The organism is Micromonospora avicenniae, assembly GCF_900156065.1.
Lineage (GTDB): Bacteria > Actinomycetota > Actinomycetes > Mycobacteriales > Micromonosporaceae > Micromonospora > Micromonospora avicenniae.
The window spans coordinates 49,315-71,529 of the sequence record NZ_FTNF01000002.1; the positions used below are offsets into that span (position 1 = coordinate 49,315).

The following is a 22,215-nucleotide window of genomic DNA, read 5'->3' on the forward strand; positions in this document are numbered from 1 at the left end:
CTGCAGCCGGTGATCAAGAGGTTTGCGTCACGAGAGCGGCCGGTCGTGACGCAAACCTCTTGATCACCGCAGCGAACGGGGAGCGGGAGCGGGGCTGGGGGTGGGGGTGGGGGTGGATCAGGGAGTGCGGATGGCGTCCAGGGCGAGCAGGGCCACATGGAGGCTGAGGCAGGCTTCGACCGAGTCCAGGTCGACGTCGAGGATGCGCCCTATGCGGGCCAGCCGCTCGTAGAAGGCCGGCCTGGACAGGTGCGCCGCCGCGGCCGCCGCCGACTTGTTCCGGCCCTGTTCGAGGTACGCGCGCAGCGTGTCGAGCAACTGCTCCCGCGGGTGCTGCGCGTCGTAGCCGAGCAGCGGGCCGAGTTCCCGCTCGACGAAGGTCTGCACCCGCGGCTCGTCGCGGAGCAGATGCAACAGCCCGGCGAGCCCGACGTGCGGCAGCCGAAAGATGGGCAGGTCACGACGGTCCCGCCGGGCCGCGTCGGCGATCTGCCGCGCCTCGATGAGTGAACGTCGAGCCTCGCGGAGCCCGCCCACCCCCGAGCCGGCCGCGATGATCACCGGAGACGGCAAACCCGGGACCGACGCGCGAACGCCCTGCCGGGGCAGGTCGCCCCGGGACGGCGCGTCGATCCGGGACGCCACCTCCGACCGGGTGGCATCGCTGCGGCCCGGCGCGTCGGCACGGGCCGTACCGTCCGGGCGGGTCGCGGTCGATCCGTCGAGCCGGGCCCGGCGCAGCGCGGCGGCGAACGCGCCCAGCGCCCGCTCCTCGGCGGCGGCGTCCGGCAGGGCGACCAGCGCGCCGACCGCGTGGTCGTCGACCGCGCTGGACAGGGCGGCGAGCCGTGCCTCACGCAGCGCGTGCTCCACCGCCTCGGCGAGGTCGCGCAACCGCGCCGGCGGTGTCGCCAGGCCCGGTTCACCGCCCGGGGCACTGTCCCCCGCCGGGCCGTCGGCCCGGAACCGGATCATGATCCCGACCAGGTGTCTGCGGTCCAGCGTCACACCGAGCGCCTTGGCCCGTAGCGCCACCTCGTCCACCGGCCAGGAGTGGTCGAGGAGCGCCGTGAGCAGCGTGCGATGCATCTGCCGTTCCAGCCCTTCGGCGTCCCGGCGGATCAACCGGCCCAACGCCAGCGTGGAGGCAGCCCGCTCGACCAGGATCGTGAGCCGGGTCGGCGGGACGATCTGCGGCGACTGACGTCCGAGGCGGGCGTCCGGGCCCGCGGCGGGCCTACGCGGGCGTACGGCGGCGGGGTCACCCCCGGCCGGCCAACGCAACAGCAGACGGCCCCAGTCCTGCCCGCGGGCCCCGACCTCGGTGACCAGCCAGCCGCTGTCCGCGTCGTACGCGGTCCGCCCGGCCGGCCGGATCCGCCGCGAGTGCTGCTCCCAGCCGTCGAGCAGCAACTCGGCGCTCTCCCCCGCCGGGTCGTACGCGAGCACCTGCCGGGACAGGTTCTCCAGCACCACCGGGCAACCGGAGAGCTCCGCCGCCTGCCGGATCACCTCGCCCGGCCCCGCTCCCTCGACCGACAGCTCGGTGAACCGCTGGTGGATCTCCTCGGTCGCCCGCAGCTCGGTGAGCTGGGCGTCCACGATCAGCGCGTGCACCGCCTCCGTGATCCGGACGAACGGGGTGGCCCGCCGCAGCTCCGCCAGGGGCAGTCCGCGGCGTTCGGCGGCGGCCGCCATCACCCGGGGCACCCCGCTGAGGTACCGGCGGCCCAGCTCGACCACCAGGCCGGACACGCCCACGTCGGCCAGGTCGCCGATGAACGCGCGCAGCCCCGCGTCGTCGGCGGGCAGGCCGATCCCGGTGGTGAGCACCAGTTCGCCACCGCCGAGCAGTGAGGCGATGTCCGGCACCTCGGCCACGTGCACCCAACGGACCAGCCGGTCGAGCCCGGCCTCCCCCGCCACCAGGCGCGGGGCGCCGTGGCGAACCGGGTCGAGGCCGAGAACCTCACGGACGGTAGGGAACACGGGCGTCACGCTACCGTCCGTGACGCCCGTGGCGGAAACCGGCGCGGTCGCCTCTGCCCGATTCGGGAACGACCGGCCGAAGACCGGGCAGCTTACGGGTGCCCGCGCCGGTACGCTCGGCTCGTTTCCGACCGATCCCGGGTCGGGTCGGAGGCCGCACGGCAGCGACAGCGCGTAGCCCAACCAAGCGCCGACTGAGACACCAGGGGGCGGACGACCCGTCCGGGCGGGCACGCCGGCTGTGGTCTACCGCTGCAGTCCCAGGTAGAGCGCATCGGCGGCTTCGGCGTAACCAGCGGTACTGACGAGGTCACCAAGATCAAGCACGCGCGGACACTACATCCACCGCTACAGCGGGTCGTCGCGGCCCAGCTCCCAGAACGCCACCGCCGCGGCGGCGGCAACGTTCAACGAGTCCACCCCACGGCGCATCGGAAGTACCACCCGTACGTCGCTGGCGTTCTGCGCCGCCGCAGTCAGGCCAGGACCTTCGGCACCCAGGAGAAGTGCCGCCCGCTGACGCTGCGCCGGCGTCAGCCGCTGGATCGGTACGGCGTCCGATGCCGGCGTCATGGCGAGCACGCTGAAGCCCGCCTCCCGGATCTGCTCCAGGCCGGCGGGCCACTGCTCGAACTTGGCGTACGGCACCGCGAACACCTCACCCATGCTGACCCGGACGCTGCGCCGGTAGAGCGGGTCGGCGCAGGTCGGCGAGAGCAGCACCGCGTCGACACCCAGGGCGGCGGCACCCCTGAAGATCGCCCCAAGGTTGGTGTGGTTGTTCACGTCTTCGAGGATCACCACCCGGTGGGCCTCGGCGAGGACCTCGGCCACCGTGGGCAGCGGCCGGCGTCGGAAGGACGCGAGCACGCCCCGGTGGACGTGGAAGCCGGTGGCCTTCTCCAGCACGTCCTGGCTCGCCGCGTAGACCGGCGCCTCCCCGGTGTCCAGGTCGGCGAGCTGATCGACCCGCTTCGCGTCGACCAGGTACGACCGCGCCGGATAGCCGGCCCGCAGCGCCCGGCGCAGCACCAGCTCGCCCTCGGCGATGAACAGCCCGTGCGGGGGCTCCCAGCGGGTACGCAGCTCGACGTCGGTCAGCGCACGATAGTCGGCGATCCGCTCGTCGTCCGGGTCGGTGATCTCGTGAACGGGCACCCGACGATTCTGCCGGACGGGCGACCGACGATGCTCGTCAGGAATGCGCGCTGAGCCCGGCCGACAGGTGGGCGCGACGTTGTGCGGTGGCGAGCAGGGCGCGGGCGGGAGCGCCGAGTTGGCGGTCGGCCGACGCCGCGAGCGAAACCTGGAAGATCGGAGCGTGCTGCCGGATCGGGATGAGCCGAACGTTCGCCCCCGGCTCCAGCACCAGCGGCGGCGTGATCGCCACGGCCAGCCGGTACCGCACGAGATCGACGAGACTGCCGACGTCGGCGACCTCGTACCGCACGACGCGCTCGAGCCCGAGCGCCGCGAACGCCCGGTCCGTCGCGATGCGGCTCCCCCAGCTCTCCGGGCCGTCGGCGAAGGTCTCGTCGGTCAACTCGCACAGCTCGACCTCGGAACGCCCGGCGAACCGGTGGTCGGGGGCGCAGCAGAGCTGCATCACCTGGGTGTCGATCGGAGTCAGGTGCAGGCCGCCGGCGTCCCGGCGGGGCAACGCGAGGTAGGCCAGGTCCAGCCGGCCGCTGCGGAGGTCGGCGGCGTGCTGCTGGCTCGGCCCGACCTGCAGTTCGACCTTGACGTCGGGGTATTCGTCCCGGAAGTCGGCGAGCAGCTGCGCCACGTTGACCGCGGGAGCGCGCTGCGCCAGCATCACGCCGAGTCGCACGGTCCCGCGCAGGCCGCCCCGGAGCTGGTCGACGACCTCGCGCAGTCCGTCCGCGGCGGCGAGCGTACGTCGCGCCTCCGGCAGCAGCACCCGCCCGGCGCAGGTCAGCTCGACCCGGTGCGTCGTCCGCTCGAAGAGGGTGACACCGAGTTCACGTTCAAGGTTGCGGACGGTGGCCGAGACCGCGGACTGCACCACCCGCAACCGGTCGGCGGCCTTGGTGAAGCTGCCCTCCTCGGCCACGGTCGTGAAGGTGACCAGGTGCCGGAGTTCCATGTCGCCTGTTTATCACTCGAGAAGATGATCGATAGCAGCAATCGTCGTCGCGGATGGCGACCACCACAGGACACGATCGGTGGGAGACGTACCACTGACCAACCGATCAGGTGATCTACCAGAATGACCTCAGCAACGTTGGATGCGCGGCCAGCAGCCTCCGCGAAGCGCCACGGCCTCGGCTTCTGGGCCATCGCGTTCGCCTACCTCGCGGTGATGGCGCTGGGCACCATACCCTCGCCGCTGTACCCGATCTACCAGCAGCGGGACGGCTTCTCGACGTTCACCATCACCATCGTCTTCGCCGCGTACGCCGCCGGTGTGGTGGTCAGCCTCTTCCTCGCTGGGCACGTATCGGACTGGCACGGACGGCGGCGGATCCTCGTCCCCGCGCTGGTGCTCAGCCTGGCCGGCGCGGCGGTCTTCCTGCTCTGGCCGGAGCTGCCCGGCCTGCTCGTGGCCCGGGTGCTCAACGGGCTCTCCGTCGGTGTGGCGACCGCCACCGCGACCGCCTGGCTGGCCGAACTGCACGCCGCCCACCGCCCACACGCCGGGCCGCGCCGGGCCCAGGTGGTGGCCATCGCCGTGAACCTGGGTGGACTCGGCGTCGGCACGCTGCTCGCCGGTCTGCTCGCCGAGTGGGCGCCGAACCCGCTGCGGCTGCCGTACGTGGTCATCCTGGTGGCGCTCGCGCTGGCGCTGGTCGGCGTGCTGCTCTCACCGGACGCGCGGTCGCTGCCGGACCCGAAGCCCCGGTACCGTCCGCAACGGGTGGCCGTTCCCGCCGCCGCCCGTCCGCGCTACTACGCCGCGGCGGCCGGCGCGTTCCTCGCCTTCGGCGGTCTGGGCCTGTTCACCGGCCTGACCAGCACCTTCCTGGCCGTCATCATGCACCACCCGTCCCGCGCGCTGGCCGGGGTGAGCATCTTCCTGATCTGCGCGGCGGGTGCGGTGATGCAGATCGCCACGCCGGGCTGGTCGCTGCGCCGGTGCGTCGCGGTCGGGATGGTGCTCCTGGTGGGCGGCATGCTCCTGGCGGTCGTGGCCGCCTGGCTCGACACACCCAACCTGGCGTTGTTCGTCGTCGGTGCGGTGGTCAGCGGGGCCGGCGCTGGTTCCATCTTCAAGGGGGTGCTCGGCACCACCGCCGCCATCTCCACCCCGGAGGGGCGGGCCGAGGCGCTCGCCGGCATCTTCCTCTCCGGCTACCTGGGCTTGTCGATTCCGGTGATCGGCCTCGGGATCGCCCTGCGTCAGGTCAGCCCGCGTGCCGGTCTGCTCGGCTTCGCCGTCTTCATCACGCTCGGCATCGTCGGCGCCGCCCGCTGGCTGCTCGGGGACCCCGACCGGTCCGGCTCGGCGCGGCCGGTGGCCGCCGCGCATCGCGGATGACGACGTCCCGCCACAACGGGACGGCACGATCGAGAGGATGGACGTGAGCGAATCGAGCGCCGCCGAGAAGGGCTACATCCACGGCTACGCGACGACGGAGCAGCAGCGCCTGATCCGGCAGGCCGAACTCTGGAAGGACCGGCTCATCCTGGACGGCACGGTTCTGGCCGGCGGGACCCGCCTGCTCGAGGTGGGCTGCGGTGCGGGCGCGGTGCTGCGCATCCTCGGTGAGTCGTTCCCGGACGTACACCTCGGCGGCGTCGACATCTCGCCCGCCCAGATCGAGTTCGCTCGCGACCATCTCGCGGCCCATGGTGTACGCGCGGACCTCGATGTGGCCGATGCCCGCAGCCTGCCGTACGAGACCGCCTCGTTCGACCACGTCTGGATGATGTGGGTGCTGGAACACATGAGTGAGGACGACGCGAAGGCAGCCCTCCGCGAGGCGCGAAGGGTCCTCGCGCCCGGCGGGAGGATCACCGTGATCGAGACCGACTACGCGACCATCAAGGTGGGGCCGTCGAGCCCCGCGGTGACGTCGGTGCTCTCGGCCGTGGTGGGGGCGATGCGGGCGTTCGGGCAGAGCGACGCGGGTACGCAACTGTGGGGTTGGCTGGATGAGGTCGGTTTCTCGGACATCGATCCCGGCGAGCGCCTGCTGACGTTCCGAGGTGCCGAGATGACCGCGATGGCCCACTATTTCGCCGATGCGGTGGAGGCCACGATCGACAATCCGGCGCTGTCCAGCGCCGAAGAAGCGATCCTTCGCCAGGGCGTGCGGGAGCTACGGGAACCCGGGCCCGGATCGTGGCTGCGTGGCGTGGTCCACAAGGCGCAGGCCTCGGCAGGTTCCCGGGACTGACGCCCGTCCCGTTCCGACGGGAACAGCACGGCACGACTTCACCGCGCGCTGGTCACGGCCGCGCCGGTGTGCGCGGTTCGCTCCGCCCGCACCGGCGGGCTCGCCGTACTCACGCAGCGCGCTGGTAGCGCAGCAGCACCGAGCGGGAGTCGAAGGTACGGGTCTCCGTCAGCCGCAACCCGAGCCGCTCGGCGTCGAGGAAGACCGGCTGGCCGCCGCCCAGCACCACCGGGTGTACGACGATCTGGTAATCGTCGATCAGGCCGAGCGCGGTCAGCGCCGACGCGAGCTTCGAGCCGCCGGTGAGCAGCAGGTCCCCACCCGGCTCCTCCTTGAGCGCCGTGATCTCGGCCGCCAGGTCACCCCGGCCGACCACGCGTGCGCCCTCGGCCGCCTCGGTGAGCGTCCGGGAGACCACGATTTTCGGCGTCTTCCGCCAGACCGGCGCGAACGCGAGGTCGTGCGGGTCCTCGGACATCGACTCGGCCCGTGGCCAGTAGAAGGACATCAGCTCCCAGACCTTGCGGCCGTAGAGGAAGGCGCCGGCAGGCGTGCAGAGCTGCATGGAGTACGCCGAGAGCTCCGGCCCCATCTCCGGCCAGTCGAACTCGCCGTTCGGGCCCTGGATGTAGCCGTCGACGGACTGGTGCACCCAGTAGACGATCTTGCGCATGGCGACTGCTCCTCCGGTGCGGTACGCCCCCGCTGGGCGTCCCTCACCCGATTGTCGGAGCCACCGATCCGGATCCGACACGACGGCCCGGACAATCCCCAGGATTTTTGGGGACTGTGTGAGGACACGGCGCGCCGGTCAGCCGCGGCGGCCGAACAGGCGACCCAGCAACGACCGGTCGTCGGCGGGGCGACGCTGGTCGTTCGGGCGTGGCTGCACCTGCGGCCGTTCCACCGGCCGACGTGGGTCACCGACCAGGGCACGGCTGGGAGCCGCGAAGCCCTTCTCCGGCTCTCCCTTGACGGCGGTCGCGATCACTCGGGCCACCGCGTCGATCACCCTGGTCTGCACCGCCGACCCCACCGAGTCGGTCGGGTCGTCCGGGTTGGCGGCGATGCCCGCGACCGCGACCTGCGGGGTGAAGCCCACGAAGGTCTCGGTCGCGTTCTCCTCCGAGCTGCCCGTCTTGCCGGCGACCGGACGGCCGGCGAGGATGTCGTTCACGGCGGTGGCCGTACCGCCGTTGCACTGCCCGAACGCGGACTGCTGCCCGACCGGGCAGCGCGCGGCGTCCGTGGCGGCCCGGGCCACGTCGGCGTCCAGCACCCGCTTGCAGGACGGGTCGGCGACCGCGACCTTGGTGCCGTTCGCCGCGGTCACCGACACCACTGGCAACGGCTTGCAGTACATGCCCTCCGACGCCACGGTGGCGTACGCGTTGGCCAGGTCGAGCGGGGTGGTGGCGGCGACCCCGAGGGTGAACGAGCCCCAGTTGGCGGCGTTGTTCTTCGCGAAGTCGGCGTCCGCGTCGGCCCGGAAGGTGATGCCGAGCCGCTGCGCCATCTCGACCACCTTGTCCTGGCCCACCTGCTCGGCCAGCCACACGAAGTACGTGTTGACCGAGCGGCCGAAGCCGTCCCACATCATCCGGAAGCCGTCCATGAAGGCCGGGTTGGCGTTGGCCGGGCACCAGTGGCCATCACAGTTGCCCGGCCCGTTGTCCGGGTAGCGGGTGGGCAGCTTCGCGGGCGCGTCGAAGCCGGTGGAGAGCGTCTTGCCCGACTCCAGCGCGGCGAGCATCGTGAAGAGCTTGAAGGTCGACCCGGCCTGGTAGCCGTCCACACCGCCCCCGCCGGAGATCAGCGGGTTGACGGTGTTCGGGTGGTTCTCCTGCCCCTCCGGGTTCGCGGCGAGGCTGTAGTGCCGGTTCACCGCCATCGCCAGCACCCGGCCGGTTCCCGGCTCGACCGCGGCGATCGGCAGCGCGTTCTTGTTGTCGTACCCGTACACCTCGGTGGCCTGCTTCTGGGCCGTCGCCTGGATCTTCGGGTCGAGCGAGGTCACGACCGTGTAGCCGCCCCGGCGCAGCGCCTGCTCGCGCTCCTCGGTGGTCGCGCCGAACGCCGGCTGGGTCAGCCACCAGCGGCGCAGGTAGTCACAGAAGAAGCCCCAGTCGTCGTGGCCCTGGGCGGTCGCCGTGCAACCGTTGGCCTGGGCGCTCGGGTGCAGGACGAGCTTCTCGGCCTTGGCCTGCGCCGCCTGCGCGGCCGTGATCGCCCCGGTCTGCACCATCGAGTCGAGCACGTACGACCGGCGTGCCAGCGCCTGGTCCCGGTCACCGTCGATCGGGCTGTACGCGTCCGGCGACTGCACGAGCCCGGCGAGCAGAGCCGACTCGGCGAGGGTCAGCTGCGCCGGCTCCTTGCCGAAGTACCGCTGGCTGGCGGCCGCGACGCCGTACGCCCCGGAGCCGAAGTACGCGATGTTCAGGTACCGGTTGAGGATCTCGTCCTTACTGAGGGTCTTCTCCAACGCCGAGGCGTACCGGATTTCCTGGATCTTGCGGCCCACGGTCGGGTCGGTGGCCGCCTGCCGCTCCTCCGCCGTGCGGGTCGGGTCCGTCTTCAGCACGTTGCGGACGTACTGCATGGTGAGCGTGGAGCCGCCCTGTTCGGTGCCGCCACCCTTCACGTTCGCCACCACGGCACGGAACAGGCCGCGCAGATCGGCGCCGCCGTGCTCGTAGAACCGCCGGTCCTCGGCCGCCACGATCGCCTGCCGCATCACCGGCGCGATCTCCGACAGCGGGACGTCGGTGCGGTTCACGTCGTAGAACGTGGTGATCAACGTCTTGCCGTCGTTCGCGTAGATGTAGGAACGCTGCGGGGTGGCAGGCGTACGCAGGGCGTCCGGTAGCGCGGCGTACGCCCCGAGCGCCGACCGGGTGACGAGCCCGAACAGCAGGTTGCCGGGGAGTACGGCCACCGCGAGGACGAGGCCGGCCAGTACTCCGGCGAGGAGCACGGTGAACAGCCTCGAGAGCGGTGAACGGAGAGGGGCCATGGTCCCCAGGATTGCCACGAAAGCCATCAACCGACCAGCCCGCGGGCCGGTTTGTCAGGAACTTCACCGCCTCGCCCCAGCAACCTCCCACCCGCCACCCCCACGCCGACACGGGTGACACGGCGACACGCCCCCATGGGTGATCATGAAGTTATTGCCCACTCACGCGGCGTGTCCCGGCAATAACCTCATGATCACCAGTCCGGGGCCGGCCGTTGGGGGTGGGTTGGGTGGGGTGGGTCAGGCGGGTGAGAGGGGGCCGCCGGGGGTGGCCGGTGGCGGGGTCGCGGTGGCGACGCTCGCCGAGGCGGCGTCACGGACGATCTCGCGCGGCACGAGCCGGCCCGAGCGGTAGCCGATGCCGATTCCGGCGATCAGCACGAAGATCGCGCCGAAGGTCTGCAGTGAGCCGACCAACGCACCGCCGAGGCCGAGCAGCGGCGCGGCGATCATCAGCATCACCCCGTCGCCCATGCTGAACGCGCCGGAGCGGGCCACCGCCCAGCCGGTGAGGAACCAGCCGACGCTGTAGCAGGTCGCCCCGACCAGCACCAGCATCCGGGCAGTGGTACCGAAGACGGGCGTCTGCTCCTCCAGTCCGGCGAACGGGAGCATCAACACCGTGCCGGCGATGCTCACGAGCAGTCCCGCCGCGGCGCCCTTGCGGCTGCGGGTCGCGGCGAGGAGCCCGGTGAGGGCCAGCAGGGCGAGCAGACCCAGCCAGACCGCGGCGACCCAGCCGACCAGGTAGAGCGGCCGGCCGTCGGCCGGGTACGGGTCGTTGCCCACCCCACCGTCGCTGGCCATCGCGACCACGCCGTACAAGACGGCGTACGCAGGTAGCAGCCACACCGCGGCGCGGGCGAACCGGCGTATCGACCAGGCCCAGCTCGCGTTGGTCGCCGGCCCCGCCGAGGTCGGCTCACCGACGAAGGGCAGTACCCCGAACCCACCGCCCGTACGCCGGGTGCCGAGAGGTCCGGTCGGATCGTGTGCTCCGCTCACCGGGGCCGAGGACCATATCCGCTTCGCCGGATCCTTCATGCGTCACCTCGCTCCTCACGAGCGGTGCGGAACGCCGGGGCGCCCCGATGCCTGGTCACCACCCGTCCTCCGACCGATCGTGGCAGCGATCCGAGCAGGAATGAGGAGCTTTCGCGTTATTTCCAGGCCGCCGCCCCGACGTCACAACAATCGGCACACGCGCCGGCCGGGTCCAGGCGCGGGCTCGGTCTCGGAACGCGAACGCCCACGCCAGAGAAGGGCCCGCGCCAAACACAGAAGATCACGCGGAAGCAGAGACCCGCGCAGCGGCGGCCGATCGCGGATCGCGGATCGCGGATCGCGGATCGCGGATCGCGGATCGCGGATCGCGGATCGCGGATCGCGGATCGCGGATCGCGGATCGCGGATCGAACGCCACGATCAACTCGAGGTCATTGATGTCGCGGTGTCCCAGTCCCGTTGATACCGCGACTTCAAGGAGGGCGAGTCGATCATGCGGAGGACCCGGGTCAGGCAATCCGCAGAATCCGGTTTACCCCTGTTTGCCGTCGGGTCACAGGCGGGGCAGCCGGCGATCAGTGGCCGTCGGATGTCGGTTGGCGGTCGGCCCGGCCGGCCGGCAGGTCGGCCTGTCGGTCCGCCCGGGTGGCGGGTTGGCCGGCAGGTCGGGACGGTTCGCGGGTTGGCCGGTCAGCTCGGTTGACCGAGGGCCAGCTCGCCGGTCGGCGGTTTGTCCGGTCAGCCCGCACGGCCGGGTCAGCCCGCACGGCCGGGTCAACCCGCACGGCCGGGTCAACCCGCACGGCCGGGTCAACCCGCACGGCCGGGTCAGCCGCACGGCCGGGTCAGCCCGCACGGCCGGGTCAACCCGCACGGCCGGGTCAACCCGCACGGCCGGGTCAGCCGCACGGCCGGGTCAGCCCGCACGGCCGGGTCAGCCGCACGGCCGGGTCGGCCCGCGTAACCGGGTCGGCGGGTCGGCGGGTCGGCGGGTCGGCGGGGAAGAACGACGCGGGTCGCCTGGCGTGATTCCCGAGGGGAACCAGCCGGGCGACCCGCGTCGCAGGTGTTCGCTCAGCCGCGCTCGCGCTGATCGGCCGGATCGTTCACCAGGTTCGCCGGGGAGACCGGCTCCGGCGCGGGCAGCCCCTGCTGCGTACCACCGGTGGCCTGCGCCTCGGCGACGCGTACCTCGTCGTGGATCTCCTGGGCAGCCGCCGCGGCGGCCTGCGCGGCCTCGGCCGCCTCGCGCTCGACGGCGCTCGCGTGGTCGGCCGCCTCCGGCGCGGGCTCGTCGCCTACCATCCGGCTCAACCCGCCGAGTGCGCCGCCCATCCCCTCGAGGGCCTTGGTCAGCTCGGCCGGCACGATCCAGACCTTGTTGGCGGTGCCGTTGGCGATCTGCGGCAGGGCCTGGAGGTACTGGTAGGCGAGCACCTTCTGGCTAGGGTTCGCCTGGTGGATGGCGTCGAAGACGGTGCGGATCGCCTTGGCCTGACCCTCGGCCTGGAGGATCCGGGCCTGCCGGTCACCGTCGGCGCGCAGCACCGCGGCCTGCTTCTCACCCTCGGCGGTGAGGATCTGCGCCTGCTTGTGACCCTCGGCGTTGAGGATGGCGGCCCGACGGTCCCGCTCGGCGCGCATCTGCTTCTCCATCGAGTCGCGGATGCTCGGCGGCGGCTCGATCGCCTTGATCTCGACCCGGGTCACCTTGATGCCCCAGCGGCCGGTGGTCTCGTCCAGTACACCGGACAGGTGCCGGTTGATCTCCTCGCGGCTGGTCAGCGCCCGCTCGAGATCCAGCGAGCCGATGACGTTACGCAGCGTGGTGACCGTCAGCTGCTCGATGGCCTGGATGAAGTTGGAGATCTCGTAGGTCGCACGGACCGAGTCGATGACCTTGTAGTAGAGCACCGTGTCGATCGAGACGACCAGGTTGTCGGAGGTGATCACCGGCTGCGGCGGGAAGCTGACCACCTGCTCACGCATGTCGACCTTGGTGCGCACCGCGTCGATGAACGGCACCAGCAGGTTGAGGCCCGGGTTGAGGGTCCGCTTGTACTTGCCCAGCCGCTCGACCACGTCCTGGCGCTGCTGCGGCACGATCCGCACCGCCTTGGCCAGTGTCACCACAGCGATCAACGCCACGGCGATCACCAGCACGGTTATCGCTGGCATTCCCTCACCCTCCCGCTTCCGGCAATTCGCCGGACGTAACATCGTCGTCCTGCCACACCAGGGCCGTCGCGCCCCGGACCTTTATCACCCGCACCCGCCGACCGGGGTCGAACGACTGCGTCGCGTCGTACGACCGCGCGGTCCACAGCTCACCGTCGATCTTGACCAGGCCGTGCTCGGCGTCCACCCGCTCCAGCACCAGCGCCGTCGCCCCCTCGATCGCCTCGACACCGAACGGCTGCTCGCCGCTCTCCAGCGCCGAGCGTCGGTGCCGCTTGATCACCGGCCGCACGACCGTCACGGTGAGCGCGGAGACCGCCGCGAACACCAGCGCCTGCACGAGCGTCGGTGCACCGAGCGCCGCCGCGCCGGCCGCGGCGAACGCACCGGCCGCGAACATGATCAGGAAAAGCGTCGTCGTGAAAACCTCGGCGACCGCCAGCAACACGCCCAACACGATCCACAGCACGGCGTCCACCCCTCGATCGTGACACGCAAATGCACGCGCGGCCGCCCCGCGATGATCAGTAAGCTCGGCGGCGTCCGCGGCTGGCCACCGGCCGCGCGCCCAACGCACCCCAGCGAGCGAGGAGAACCCCTGTGTCCCTGCTGCCCGGAACCGCCCGTCAGGTCGACCTCCTGGTCGCTCAGGCGCAGTCGGCGGGACGCGCGCCGTCGGTGGTGATGGGCGTGGTCCGCGACGGGTCGCTGGTGCACGTCGCCACCGCCGGCGAGCACCCCGCCGCCCATCCGGACCTGCAGTACCGGATCGGTTCGATCAGCAAGACGATGACCGCCGCCCTGGTCATGCAGGAACGCGACGCCGGCCGGCTGAGCCTCGACGACCCGCTGGAGAAGCACCTGCCCGGCACCGGCGTGAGCGGGCTCACCCTGCGCCAGCTCCTCGGGCACGCGAGCGGCCTGCAACGCGAGCCGGTCGGCGAGTGGTGGGAGCGGGCTGAGGGCGCGGACCTGGCCACCCTGCTGGCCGGGGTGAACGCAGACAAGATCGCTTACCCGGCGCACCGCGCGTACCACTACTCGAACCTGGCGTACGGGCTGCTCGGCGGGGTGCTGGAGCGGATCACGGGTACGCCGTGGGCCGACCTGGTCCGCCTGCGGATCCTCGACCCGTTGGGCCTGCGGCGCACCACCTACGCGGCGACCGAGCCCTTCGCCCGCGGGTACGTGGTCCATCCGTGGCACGGCACGCTGCGGGAGGAGCCCCGCACCGACACGGGAGCGATGGCCCCGGCCGGCCAGCTCTGGTCCACGGTGGAGGACCTTGCCCGTTGGGCGGCGTTCCTGGCCGACCCGGCACCCGAGGTGCTCGCACCGGGCACGCTGACCGAGATGTGCGCCCCCGTGGTGATCAGTGACCTCGACTCGTGGTCCGGCGGGCACGGCCTCGGGCTGGAGCTCTACCGCGACGGCGACCGCGTGTACGTCGGCCACGGCGGCTCGATGCCGGGCTACGTCTCCGCGCTGGCGGTGCACCGCCCGAGCCGTACCGCCGTGGTGGGCTTCGCCAACGCGTACGGCTTCGGCATCGGCGGCCTGGGGCGGCGGATCCTCACCACCGTGCTCGACACCGAGCCCCCGCTGCCCCGCCCCTGGCGGCCGACCAGCGCGGCCCCGTCGACCGGGGTCACCGAGGTGACCGGCCGCTGGTGGTGGATGGGCGTACCCCTCGACATCAGCTGGGATGCGGCTGCCGGCGAACTGGACGTCCTGATGCGCGGCGAGCGGATGAACCGGTTCGTCGCCGAGGGGCCGGACCGCTGGCGCGGCTGCTCCGGCCCGGAGCACGGGGAGATCCTCTCGGTGCTGCGCGACGACTCGGGCGCCGTCGTGGCGCTCGACATCGCCACCTTCGTCTTCACCCGCAGCCCCGACCAGGAACCCTGACAGCGACTCGGCCCGGGCTCTGGCGACTGCCGCAGCCCAGGCCGCGGATCAGTCGGTGGCGGGTTCCGTGACGAAGTCGATCAAGCGTTCCATCGCGTTGATGAGCGGCGTCTCCACGTCGGCGAAGCTGTCGACCCGGGACAGGATGTGCCGCCACATGTCGGCCGGTTCGGCGACACCCAGCGCGGCGCAGACCCCCTCCTTCCAGGGACGTCCCGGCGGCACCACCGGCCACGCCGCGATACCGAGCGCCTTCGGCTTCACCGCCTGCCACACGTCGACGTACGGGTGGCCGGTCACCAGCACGTGCGGTGAGGTCACCTTCGCCACGATCCGGCTCTCCTTGGAGCCCGGCACCAGGTGGTCGACGAGTACGCCGAGCCGGCGGCCCGGCCCGGGGCCGAAGGCGCGCACTTCCGCGTCGAGGGCGTCGATGCCGTCCAGCGGCTCGACCACCACTCCCTCGATGCGCAGGTCGTCGCCCCAGATCCGCTCGACCAGCGCGGCATCGTGCACGCCCTCGACCCAGATCCGGCTCGCCTTGGCCACCTGCGCCTTCACGTTGTCGACAGCGACCGAGCCGGACGCGGTCCGGCGACGCGGTGCGGGGGCCGGAGTCCGCACCGGGCGGCGCAGGGTCACCGGTTTTCCGTCCAGCAGGAACGCGGCCGGCAGCAGCGGGAAGTTGCGCCGACGACCGTGCCGGTCCTCCAGCACCACCGCACCCGACTCGAAGCCCACCACCGCGCCGCAGAACCCGGAGTCGGCGTCCTCGACCACGAGGTCGGGTTCCGCGTCCACCTCCGGTACGACCTTGCGCCGCCGCCAGTTCCCCGCCAACACGTCGCTCTCGTACCGCCGCGCCATGTGGATCACGCTAACTGCCACCTCCCCATCCGCCCCGCCGACACACCGGACCCAGGTTGTCTCGCCGCTCACCCTCCGTCGACCGGCGAGCCGCCCATCCGTCGCCGGCGAGTCCCGGAATGCAATGCGCTGGGCGATCCAGCACCCCACCGGCGATACCCCGTACCACCGCGCGCACCCAGAGCGACGGCCGGCACGCCGGCCGGCCCACGACCACGTCCAACCGTCAAGATCGCGCTATAACACGGACGTAGTGGCCTCCCTGCGATGAGGAGACCACTACTTCGTAGATGCAGCGCGATCTTGCAGCGGTCGCGACGCACACGGCCCGGCATGATGTGCCGGGTCAGGGCGGCACGCCGAGCCGCGACACCGGATGACCGGTACGAAATGCTCCCGATGGCGTGCCACCAGCGCATGATCGACGGGACCTGACGGGGCGGTACGGAGACGGCGAAGCGGGCAGTTCGGCGCAGGCCACGCCGCAGCGCCGGCAGCCGAGACACAGCCGGTCGTGACCACGTACCCTTTCGGCATGTCCACCCCCGCAACGGGCGCGGCGACGCTGACGCCCCGCCGGTCGAGCCGGTTCGTTGCCTGGGTACGCGCGTGGCGCGCCGGGCTGGTGCCCTTCGACGAGGTCGCGAACGCGATCGCCGGTCACGAGGAGCACCTGGTCGCGGACGCCCCCGGCACCTGGACCGACGTCCCGCTGGGCGAGGCGCTGCCCATCCTGGCCAAGCTGTCGCCCGACGAGATCCGCCTGGTGCTGCCCGCCCCCGGCGACCCACGCGGGCTGCCCGGGCCGGGCGACTTCACCGGCACGGCACTGGACGTGGGCGAGGCGGTGGTGGCCGGCGGGCTCGGACTGATCCCGCAGGTACGCACGCACACCTCGGGCTCCGGCGACACCTTCGAGACGGTGCTCTGGCAGGTCTACCCGCTGCCGGCCAACGCACCGGCGGCCTCGCTGACCCTCCCCGGCGCCGCCGAGGCGGAGGCGGAACTCGCCGCCGCGCTCGCCGAGACCACCGCCGCGCTGAACCGCCTCGACGTGGCCCAGTGGCGGCCCGAGCTGGCCGGGGCGCTGGAGGCGCTACGTCGTCCCGACGGCACCACCGACCTGCCGCCCGGCTTCGACCCGCGGGCCCGGCGGTTGTTCGCCCGGGCCGCGGTCCTGGACCGGGTGCTCGCCCTGGCCGGCCACACGGCGCCGGGCGGCGCGATCAACAACTACGAGGCCCAGCAGCGCGACGCCGCCCTGCGCCCGCTGACCACGGCGTGCCGACAGGCTCTGGTGGCCGCCTGCAACGCCCCGCTGCGTCCCTGAGAGGTGGTGGCGGCGACGTGTCGCGCCGCCGCCGCACCGCTGACCCGTCCGGTCAGATCTCGTCGATCAGGTCCGCCACCGACTCGACCATCCGTGACGGCCGGTACGGGTAGCGTTCCGCCTCGGCCCGGGTGCTGATCCCGCTCAGCACCAGGATCGTCTCCAGACCGGCTTCCAGGCCGCACAGGATGTCGGTGTCCATCCGGTCCCCGATCATCGCGGTGCTCTCCGAGTGCGCGTTGATCGTGTTCAGCGCCGAACGCATCATCATCGGGTTCGGCTTGCCGACGAAGTAAGGCTCGATGCCGGTCGCCTTGGAGATCATCGCCGCTACCGAGCCGGCGGCGGGCAGCGCGCCCTCCATCGACGGCCCGGTCACGTCCGGGTTCGTGCAGATGAACCGCGCCCCGTCGTTGATCAGGCGGATCGCCTTGGTGATCGCCTCGAAGCTGTAGGTGCGGGTCTCCCCCAGCACCACGTAGTCGGGCGCGAAATCGGTAAGCACGTAGCCGACCGCGTGCAGCGCCGTGGTGAGCCCGGCCTCCCCGATGACGTACGCCGTGCCGCCCGGCCGCTGCTCGCCGAGGAACTGGGCCGTGGCCAGCGCCGACGACCAGATCGCCTCCTCCGGCACGTCCAGCCCCATCCGGCTGAGCCGGGCCTGCAGGTCGCGCGGTGTGTAGATCGAGTTGTTGGTGAGCACCAGGAAAGGCTTGCCGGAGGCGCGCATCCGCTTGATGAACTCGGGCGCTCCCGGGACGGGCTGGCCCTCGTGCACCAGCACACCGTCCATGTCGGTGAGCCAGCTCTGCACGGGCTTGCGGTCATGCATCGGGTGCTCCCAGGTCTGTCGGATGGGCGGGTCGGTGTCAGGAGCGGCGCGGCGGGACGCAGCAGACCGCCGGGCAGGTGTCCCAGATCGGCAGTTCGCCGAGGCGTCGACGCAGCTTCGCCCCGTCCGGGTCGGTTCGCTCGGCGACCAGCTCCCGGATCATCGCGACGAAGCGCGGGTCGACGCCGGGAGTGCCCGCGCGGGCGAAGTCCAGGCCGAGTTCCTTCGCCGTCTGCCGCGCCTCCGTGTCCAGGTCCCAGACCACCTCCAGGTGGTCCGAGACGAACCCGATCGGGCTGATCACCACGCTCGTGGTGCCCGTCTCGGCGAGCGCTGCCAGGTGGTCGTTGACGTCCGGCTCCAGCCACGGCACCTGCGGCGGACCCGACCGGCTCTGCCAGACCAGGTCGTACGGCAGGTCGGGCGCGGCGGCCGCGGCCACCAGCCGGGCGGTCTCGCGCAGCTGCGCCTCGTACCGGCCGCCGTGCGGGCCGGCACTCTTCGCCATCGAGATGGGCACCGAGTGGGCGGTGAAGACCAGCCGGGTGCTGTCCCGCTTCGCCGGGTCGAGCTCGCCGAGGGCGGCGCGTACCGCGTCGACGTGCGGCTCGACGAAGCCCGGGTGGTCCCAGAACTGACGCAGCTTCTCGATCATGGGGGCGTCGGGGCCCACTGCGGCACGGGCCGCGGCGATGTCCTCCTGGTACTGCCGGCACGAGGAGTAGCCGCCGTACGCGCTGGTGACGAACGCGAGGGCGTTGGTCACCCCGTCGTCGCGCATCTGCGTCACGGTGTCGGCGAGCATCGGGTGCCAGTTGCGGTTGCCCCAGTAGACCGGAAGATCAACACCGTTCGCGGCGAAATCGGCGCGGATCGCCGCGAGGAGTTCCCGGTTCTGCTGGTTGATCGGGGACACCCCGCCGAAGTGCTGGTAGTGCTCGGCGACCTCGGCCAGCCGCTCCGGTGGCACGCCACGACCGCGGGTGACGTTCTGCAGGAACGGCAGCACGTCCTCGGGCCGCTCCGGCCCCCCGAAACCGACAAGTACCACCGCGTCGTACGCCATGGCTCCCATTCTTCCCCGCGGCCCGGCCGCTCCGACGACGCCCTCGCCGACTGGTGCCCCCGATCGCGGCGGGGGCACCAGGGCCGGATCAGGCGCCGAGGGCGTGGTAGCCGCCGTCGACGTGCACGATCTCACCGGTGGTGGCCGGGAACCAGTCCGACAGCAACGCCAGGCACGCCCGGGCGGCCGGCTCCTGGTCGGTGAGGCTCCAGCCCAGCGGGGCGCGTTCGGTCCAGGCCTGCTCGAACTGGTCGAAGCCGGGGATCGACTTCGCGGCCATGGTGCGCAGCGGACCGGCCGACACCAGGTTGCTGCGGATGCCCTGCTTGCCGAGGTGCAGCGCCAGGTAGCGGGAGGCGGACTCCAGCCCGGCCTTGGCCACACCCATCCAGTCGTAGACCGGCCAGGCCTTCGTCGCGTCGAAGGTGAGGCCGACCACGGCGCTGCCCGGGGACATCAGCGGCAGCGCCGCCACCGCCAGCGACTTGTAGGAGTACGTCGAGACATGGACCGCGGTGGCCACGTCCTCCCACGGCGCGTCGAGGAAACCGCCACCGAGGCAGCTCTGCGGGGCGAAGCCGATCGAGTGGACCACGCCGTCCAGGCCGTCGACATGCTCGCGCACCTTGTCGGCGAGCCCGGCCAGGTGCTCGGTGTTCGTCACGTCGAGCTCGATCACCGGGGCCGGCTCGGGCAGCCGCTTGGCGATCCGCTCCACCAGGGAGAGCCGTCCGAAGCCGGTCAGTACGACCTGCGCCCCGTTCTCCTGCGCGAGCTTCGCCACCGAGAAGGCGATCGAGGCGTCGGTGATGACGCCGGTGATCAGCAGCCGCTTACCGGCCAGCAGTCCGGACATGCCGGGTTCCTCCGTCCTGTGTGGTGATCGGGGTCAGTGGCCCATGCCCAGGCCGCCGTCCACCGGGATCACGGCGCCGGACACGTAGCCGGCACCGTCCCCGGCCAGCCAGGTGACCACGGTCGCGACCTCGTCCGGGTGGGCCATCCGGCCGGCCGGGATCGACTTGCGAATCTCCGCCTTGCGCTCGTCGGACAGCACGGCGGTCATGTCCGTGTCGATGAAGCCCGGCGCCACCACGTTCGCGGTGATGTTGCGGCTGCCCAGCTCACGGGTGATCGAGCGAGCCACGCCGACCAGCCCGGCCTTGCTGGCCGCGTAGTTGACCTGGCCGGCGCCCCCGGCGAGGGCGACCACCGAGGAGATGAAGATCATGCGGCCCCACCGGGCGCGGAGCATCTTGGTCGAGGCGCGCTTGGCGCAGCGGTACGCGCCGGTGAGGTTCGTGTCCAGCACCCGGGTGAACTGCTCCTCGGACATCCGCATGAGCAGCGTGTCGTCGGTCATGCCGGCGTTGGACACCAGCACCTCGACCGGGCCCAGCTCCGCCTCGATCGCGGTGAAGGCGGCGTCCACCGACTCGCCGTCGGTGACGTCGCAGCGCACACCGAAGAAGCCCGCCGGGGCCTCCCCGCTACGGTAGGTCACCGCCACCCGGTCGCCCTGCTTGGCGAAGGCCTGCGCGATCGCCAGGCCGATCCCCCGGTTGCCCCCGGTCACCAGCACGGTACGGGCCACGATTCCCCCTTGCGACGTCACGAGCGCGGACGGGACGGAGCCTAGGCGTTACCGGTAGGTAAGCGCTAACCGGAGTGCCGTGTCACACCTGGGTACGACCCGCGGGATGGCTCCGTGGGGGCACGACCGGGACGTCGTGTCGAACTACTGTGCGTGGGATGGATCGCAGTCCAGTCAGCGCCGCCGTGTCAGCCCTTCGCCGTGTCGTGGCCGGGCCGGACTACCCCGCGATCCGGCCGCTGCGCCGCTCGCCCCGGACGGCCGCCGTCGCGTCGGCGATCGGGTCGCTGGCGCTGGTCGCGCTGACCCTGGTCACCGTGGTGTTCCTGCTCGACGCGCGGAGACTGCCCATCGCCAGCGCCTGGCTGATCGCGGTGCTCACCGTCGCGCCACTGCCGCTGCTGCCGGCCCGACCGCTGTGGGCCTGGCGGGTCATGTTCGTCGGGCAGTTGCTCGGCACGTTCAACCGGCAGGCGACGGAGACCTGGCCGTGGAGCCCCAGCCAGGTAATCGTCATCATCGTCGTGCTGTTCGTGGTGGCCGCCCGGGTCGACCGCGCCGTGCTGGCCTGGATCGGCCTGTTCAGTCTCATCCCGGTCTGGATGTACGTCGCACCGGCCGACCAGGTCGGCATCAGCCTGCTCTTCGTCGTACTGCTCATCGTCGGCGATCTGGTGCGGCGCAACGTGCACACCCGGCGGGCGCTGGCCGAGCAGGCCGAGCTGAGCGAGCTGGAGAAGGCCCGGCGGGCGGTGCTGGAGGAGCGCACCCGGATCGCCCGGGAGATGCACGACGTGGTCGCCCACCACATGTCGATGATCGCCGTGCAGGCGGAGACCGCACCGTACCGGCTCGACTCCGTGCCCGGGCCGGTACGCGACGAGTTCGCCGCCATCGCCGACTCCGCCCGTGCCGCGCTGACCGACATGCGGCGGCTGCTCGGCGTGCTGCGCAGCGAGTCGGAGGACCTCAGGACCACGCCGCAACCCGACCTCGCCGACCTGCCCGACCTGGTGGCCTCCGCCCGCCGCGCGGGCATGGCGGTGGTCTCGACCACGGACGTGCCCACCACGCCGCCCGCCCCGGTCGGGCTGGCCGCGTACCGCATCGTGCAGGAGGGGCTGGCCAACGCCGCCCGGCACGCGGCGGGCGCGGCCGTGCGCGTGAACCTGCGCGCCCACGGCGGACAGCTGGCGGTGCGGGTGTCGAACACCGCCGACGGCGTCGCGGCCGGACCGGACCGGGCCGGCGGGCACGGGCTGACCGGCATGCGCGAGCGGGCGGTCGCCCTCGGCGGTACGTTCACCGCCGGCGCCACCGACGACGGCGGCTACGCGGTCGAGGCGACGCTGCCGTACGCCGACGATGAGGAGAAGTGATGATCCGGGTGCTGATCGCCGACGACCAGGCGATGGTGCGGCAGGGCTTCGGCGCGCTGCTCGCCGCCCAGCCGGACCTGCTGGTGGTCGGCGACGCGGCGGACGGCGCGCAGGCGGTCGCCGCCGCCCGCCGGTTCGACCCGGACGTGGTCCTGATGGACGTGCGGATGCCGGTGCTGGACGGCCTGGCCGCCACGCGCAAGTTGCTCGGCGACGGGGCCGTGCATCGACCCCGGGTGCTGATCCTCACCACCTTCGATCTGGACGACTACGTCTACGAGGCGCTGCGCGCCGGGGCGAGCGGGTTCCTGCTCAAGGACGCACCGGCCGCCGACCTGGTGCACGCGGTGCGGGTGGTGGCGGCCGGAGACGCCCTGCTCGCCCCGGCGGTGACCCGTCGGCTGATCGCCGAGTTCGCGGCCCGCCCGGAGCGGCACCGGCCCCGGCCCACCGAACTGGCCGCGCTGACGCCACGCGAGACCGAGGTGCTGCGGCTGATCGCCCGAGGTCGGTCCAACCAGGAGATCGCCGCCGACCTGGTGGTCGCCGAGCAGACCGTGAAGACCCATGTGGGCCGCATCCTGACCAAGCTGCACCTGCGGGACCGGGCGCAGGCGGTGGTGCTGGCGTACGAGACGGGACTGGTCGCCGCCGGCGAATAGCCCCGGAGTATCGGGACAGAGATCCCTC

The 22,215-nt window shown here is 72.1% G+C and carries 19 protein-coding genes; 6 read left to right on the forward strand and 13 right to left on the reverse strand.

Annotation, left to right across the window (positions count from 1 at the left end):
• Positions 1-117: 117 nt before the first annotated feature.
• The 3 genes from BXA10_RS03525 to BXA10_RS03535 all read right to left on the reverse strand — a co-directional run bounded on the left by BXA10_RS03525 (position 118) and on the right by BXA10_RS03535 (position 4,096).
• Positions 118-1,989 carry a PucR family transcriptional regulator gene (locus BXA10_RS03525; protein ID WP_483869391.1) on the reverse strand — a complete coding sequence of 624 codons (1,872 nt, stop codon included), beginning with the start codon at positions 1,987-1,989 and terminating at the stop codon, positions 118-120.
• A 348-nt stretch (positions 1,990-2,337) separates the two neighbouring features.
• Positions 2,338-3,147, reverse strand: a complete 810-nt coding sequence (locus BXA10_RS03530) for a TrmH family RNA methyltransferase (protein ID WP_076467489.1) — start codon at positions 3,145-3,147, stop codon at positions 2,338-2,340.
• A gap of 37 nt (positions 3,148-3,184) precedes the next feature.
• Positions 3,185-4,096: a LysR family transcriptional regulator gene (locus BXA10_RS03535; RefSeq protein ID WP_076467491.1), complete on the reverse strand. Its 912-nt coding sequence runs from the start codon at positions 4,094-4,096 to the stop codon at positions 3,185-3,187.
• 123 nt (positions 4,097-4,219) lie between these two features.
• Between BXA10_RS03535 and BXA10_RS03540 the strand changes: the two genes are divergently transcribed.
• Both BXA10_RS03540 and BXA10_RS03545 read left to right on the forward strand, forming a co-directional pair.
• Positions 4,220-5,488: an MFS transporter gene (locus tag BXA10_RS03540; protein ID WP_076467493.1), complete on the forward strand. Its 1,269-nt coding sequence runs from the start codon at positions 4,220-4,222 to the stop codon at positions 5,486-5,488.
• A gap of 43 nt (positions 5,489-5,531) precedes the next feature.
• Positions 5,532-6,350, forward strand: coding sequence for a class I SAM-dependent methyltransferase (locus BXA10_RS03545; protein WP_175649100.1), 819 nt, complete (start codon positions 5,532-5,534; stop codon positions 6,348-6,350).
• Positions 6,351-6,459: 109 nt separating this feature from the next.
• Here BXA10_RS03545 and BXA10_RS03550 read toward each other — a convergent pair whose 3' ends face one another.
• From BXA10_RS03550 to BXA10_RS03575, 5 genes are all read right to left on the reverse strand, one after another.
• Complete coding sequence (locus tag BXA10_RS03550) at positions 6,460-7,023, reverse strand: dihydrofolate reductase family protein (protein WP_076467497.1); 564 nt, start codon at positions 7,021-7,023, stop codon at positions 6,460-6,462.
• 138 nt (positions 7,024-7,161) lie between these two features.
• Complete coding sequence (locus BXA10_RS03555; protein WP_084752189.1) at positions 7,162-9,366, reverse strand: transglycosylase domain-containing protein; 2,205 nt, start codon at positions 9,364-9,366, stop codon at positions 7,162-7,164.
• Positions 9,367-9,606: 240 nt separating this feature from the next.
• Complete coding sequence (locus tag BXA10_RS03560; RefSeq protein WP_076467501.1) at positions 9,607-10,410, reverse strand: hypothetical protein; 804 nt, start codon at positions 10,408-10,410, stop codon at positions 9,607-9,609.
• Positions 10,411-11,445: 1,035 nt separating this feature from the next.
• Positions 11,446-12,549 (reverse strand): SPFH domain-containing protein, encoded by a 1,104-nt coding sequence (locus tag BXA10_RS03570; RefSeq protein ID WP_076467503.1) that lies wholly within the window; start codon positions 12,547-12,549, stop codon positions 11,446-11,448.
• A gap of 4 nt (positions 12,550-12,553) precedes the next feature.
• Positions 12,554-13,027 (reverse strand): NfeD family protein, encoded by a 474-nt coding sequence (locus BXA10_RS03575; RefSeq protein WP_076467505.1) that lies wholly within the window; start codon positions 13,025-13,027, stop codon positions 12,554-12,556.
• Positions 13,028-13,149: 122 nt separating this feature from the next.
• On the opposite strand from BXA10_RS03575, the gene BXA10_RS03580 reads away from it, so the two are divergent.
• On the forward strand, positions 13,150-14,457 hold the full coding sequence (locus BXA10_RS03580) for a serine hydrolase domain-containing protein (RefSeq protein ID WP_076467508.1): 1,308 nt from the start codon (positions 13,150-13,152) through the stop codon (positions 14,455-14,457).
• Positions 14,458-14,505: 48 nt separating this feature from the next.
• Here BXA10_RS03580 and BXA10_RS03585 read toward each other — a convergent pair whose 3' ends face one another.
• Entirely contained in the window at positions 14,506-15,324 is an 819-nt protein-coding gene (locus tag BXA10_RS03585; RefSeq protein ID WP_076467510.1) for a DUF3097 domain-containing protein, read from the reverse strand.
• A 535-nt stretch (positions 15,325-15,859) separates the two neighbouring features.
• On the opposite strand from BXA10_RS03585, the gene BXA10_RS03590 reads away from it, so the two are divergent.
• Positions 15,860-16,654 carry a hypothetical protein gene (locus BXA10_RS03590; RefSeq protein WP_076467512.1) on the forward strand — a complete coding sequence of 265 codons (795 nt, stop codon included), beginning with the start codon at positions 15,860-15,862 and terminating at the stop codon, positions 16,652-16,654.
• A gap of 52 nt (positions 16,655-16,706) precedes the next feature.
• On the opposite strand, the gene BXA10_RS03595 is transcribed toward BXA10_RS03590, so the two are convergent.
• From BXA10_RS03595 to fabG, 4 genes are all read right to left on the reverse strand, one after another.
• On the reverse strand, positions 16,707-17,486 hold the full coding sequence (locus BXA10_RS03595) for an HAD-IIA family hydrolase (protein ID WP_076467514.1): 780 nt from the start codon (positions 17,484-17,486) through the stop codon (positions 16,707-16,709).
• Positions 17,487-17,523: 37 nt separating this feature from the next.
• Positions 17,524-18,552: a ferrochelatase gene (locus BXA10_RS03600; RefSeq protein ID WP_076467516.1), complete on the reverse strand. Its 1,029-nt coding sequence runs from the start codon at positions 18,550-18,552 to the stop codon at positions 17,524-17,526.
• A gap of 88 nt (positions 18,553-18,640) precedes the next feature.
• Positions 18,641-19,408 (reverse strand): enoyl-ACP reductase FabI, encoded by a 768-nt coding sequence (gene fabI, locus BXA10_RS03605; RefSeq protein WP_076467518.1) that lies wholly within the window; start codon positions 19,406-19,408, stop codon positions 18,641-18,643.
• 33 nt (positions 19,409-19,441) lie between these two features.
• Entirely contained in the window at positions 19,442-20,146 is a 705-nt protein-coding gene (gene fabG, locus BXA10_RS03610) for a 3-oxoacyl-ACP reductase FabG (RefSeq protein ID WP_076467521.1), read from the reverse strand.
• 158 nt (positions 20,147-20,304) lie between these two features.
• Between fabG and BXA10_RS03615 the strand changes: the two genes are divergently transcribed.
• Both BXA10_RS03615 and BXA10_RS03620 read left to right on the forward strand, forming a co-directional pair.
• A complete protein-coding gene (locus BXA10_RS03615) occupies positions 20,305-21,525 on the forward strand; it encodes a sensor histidine kinase (protein ID WP_076467523.1) in 1,221 nt (406 codons plus the stop codon).
• A complete protein-coding gene (locus BXA10_RS03620; protein WP_076467525.1) occupies positions 21,525-22,187 on the forward strand; it encodes a response regulator in 663 nt (220 codons plus the stop codon). The genes BXA10_RS03615 and BXA10_RS03620 overlap by 1 nt, the downstream gene beginning before the upstream one ends.
• Positions 22,188-22,215: the final 28 nt, after the last annotated feature.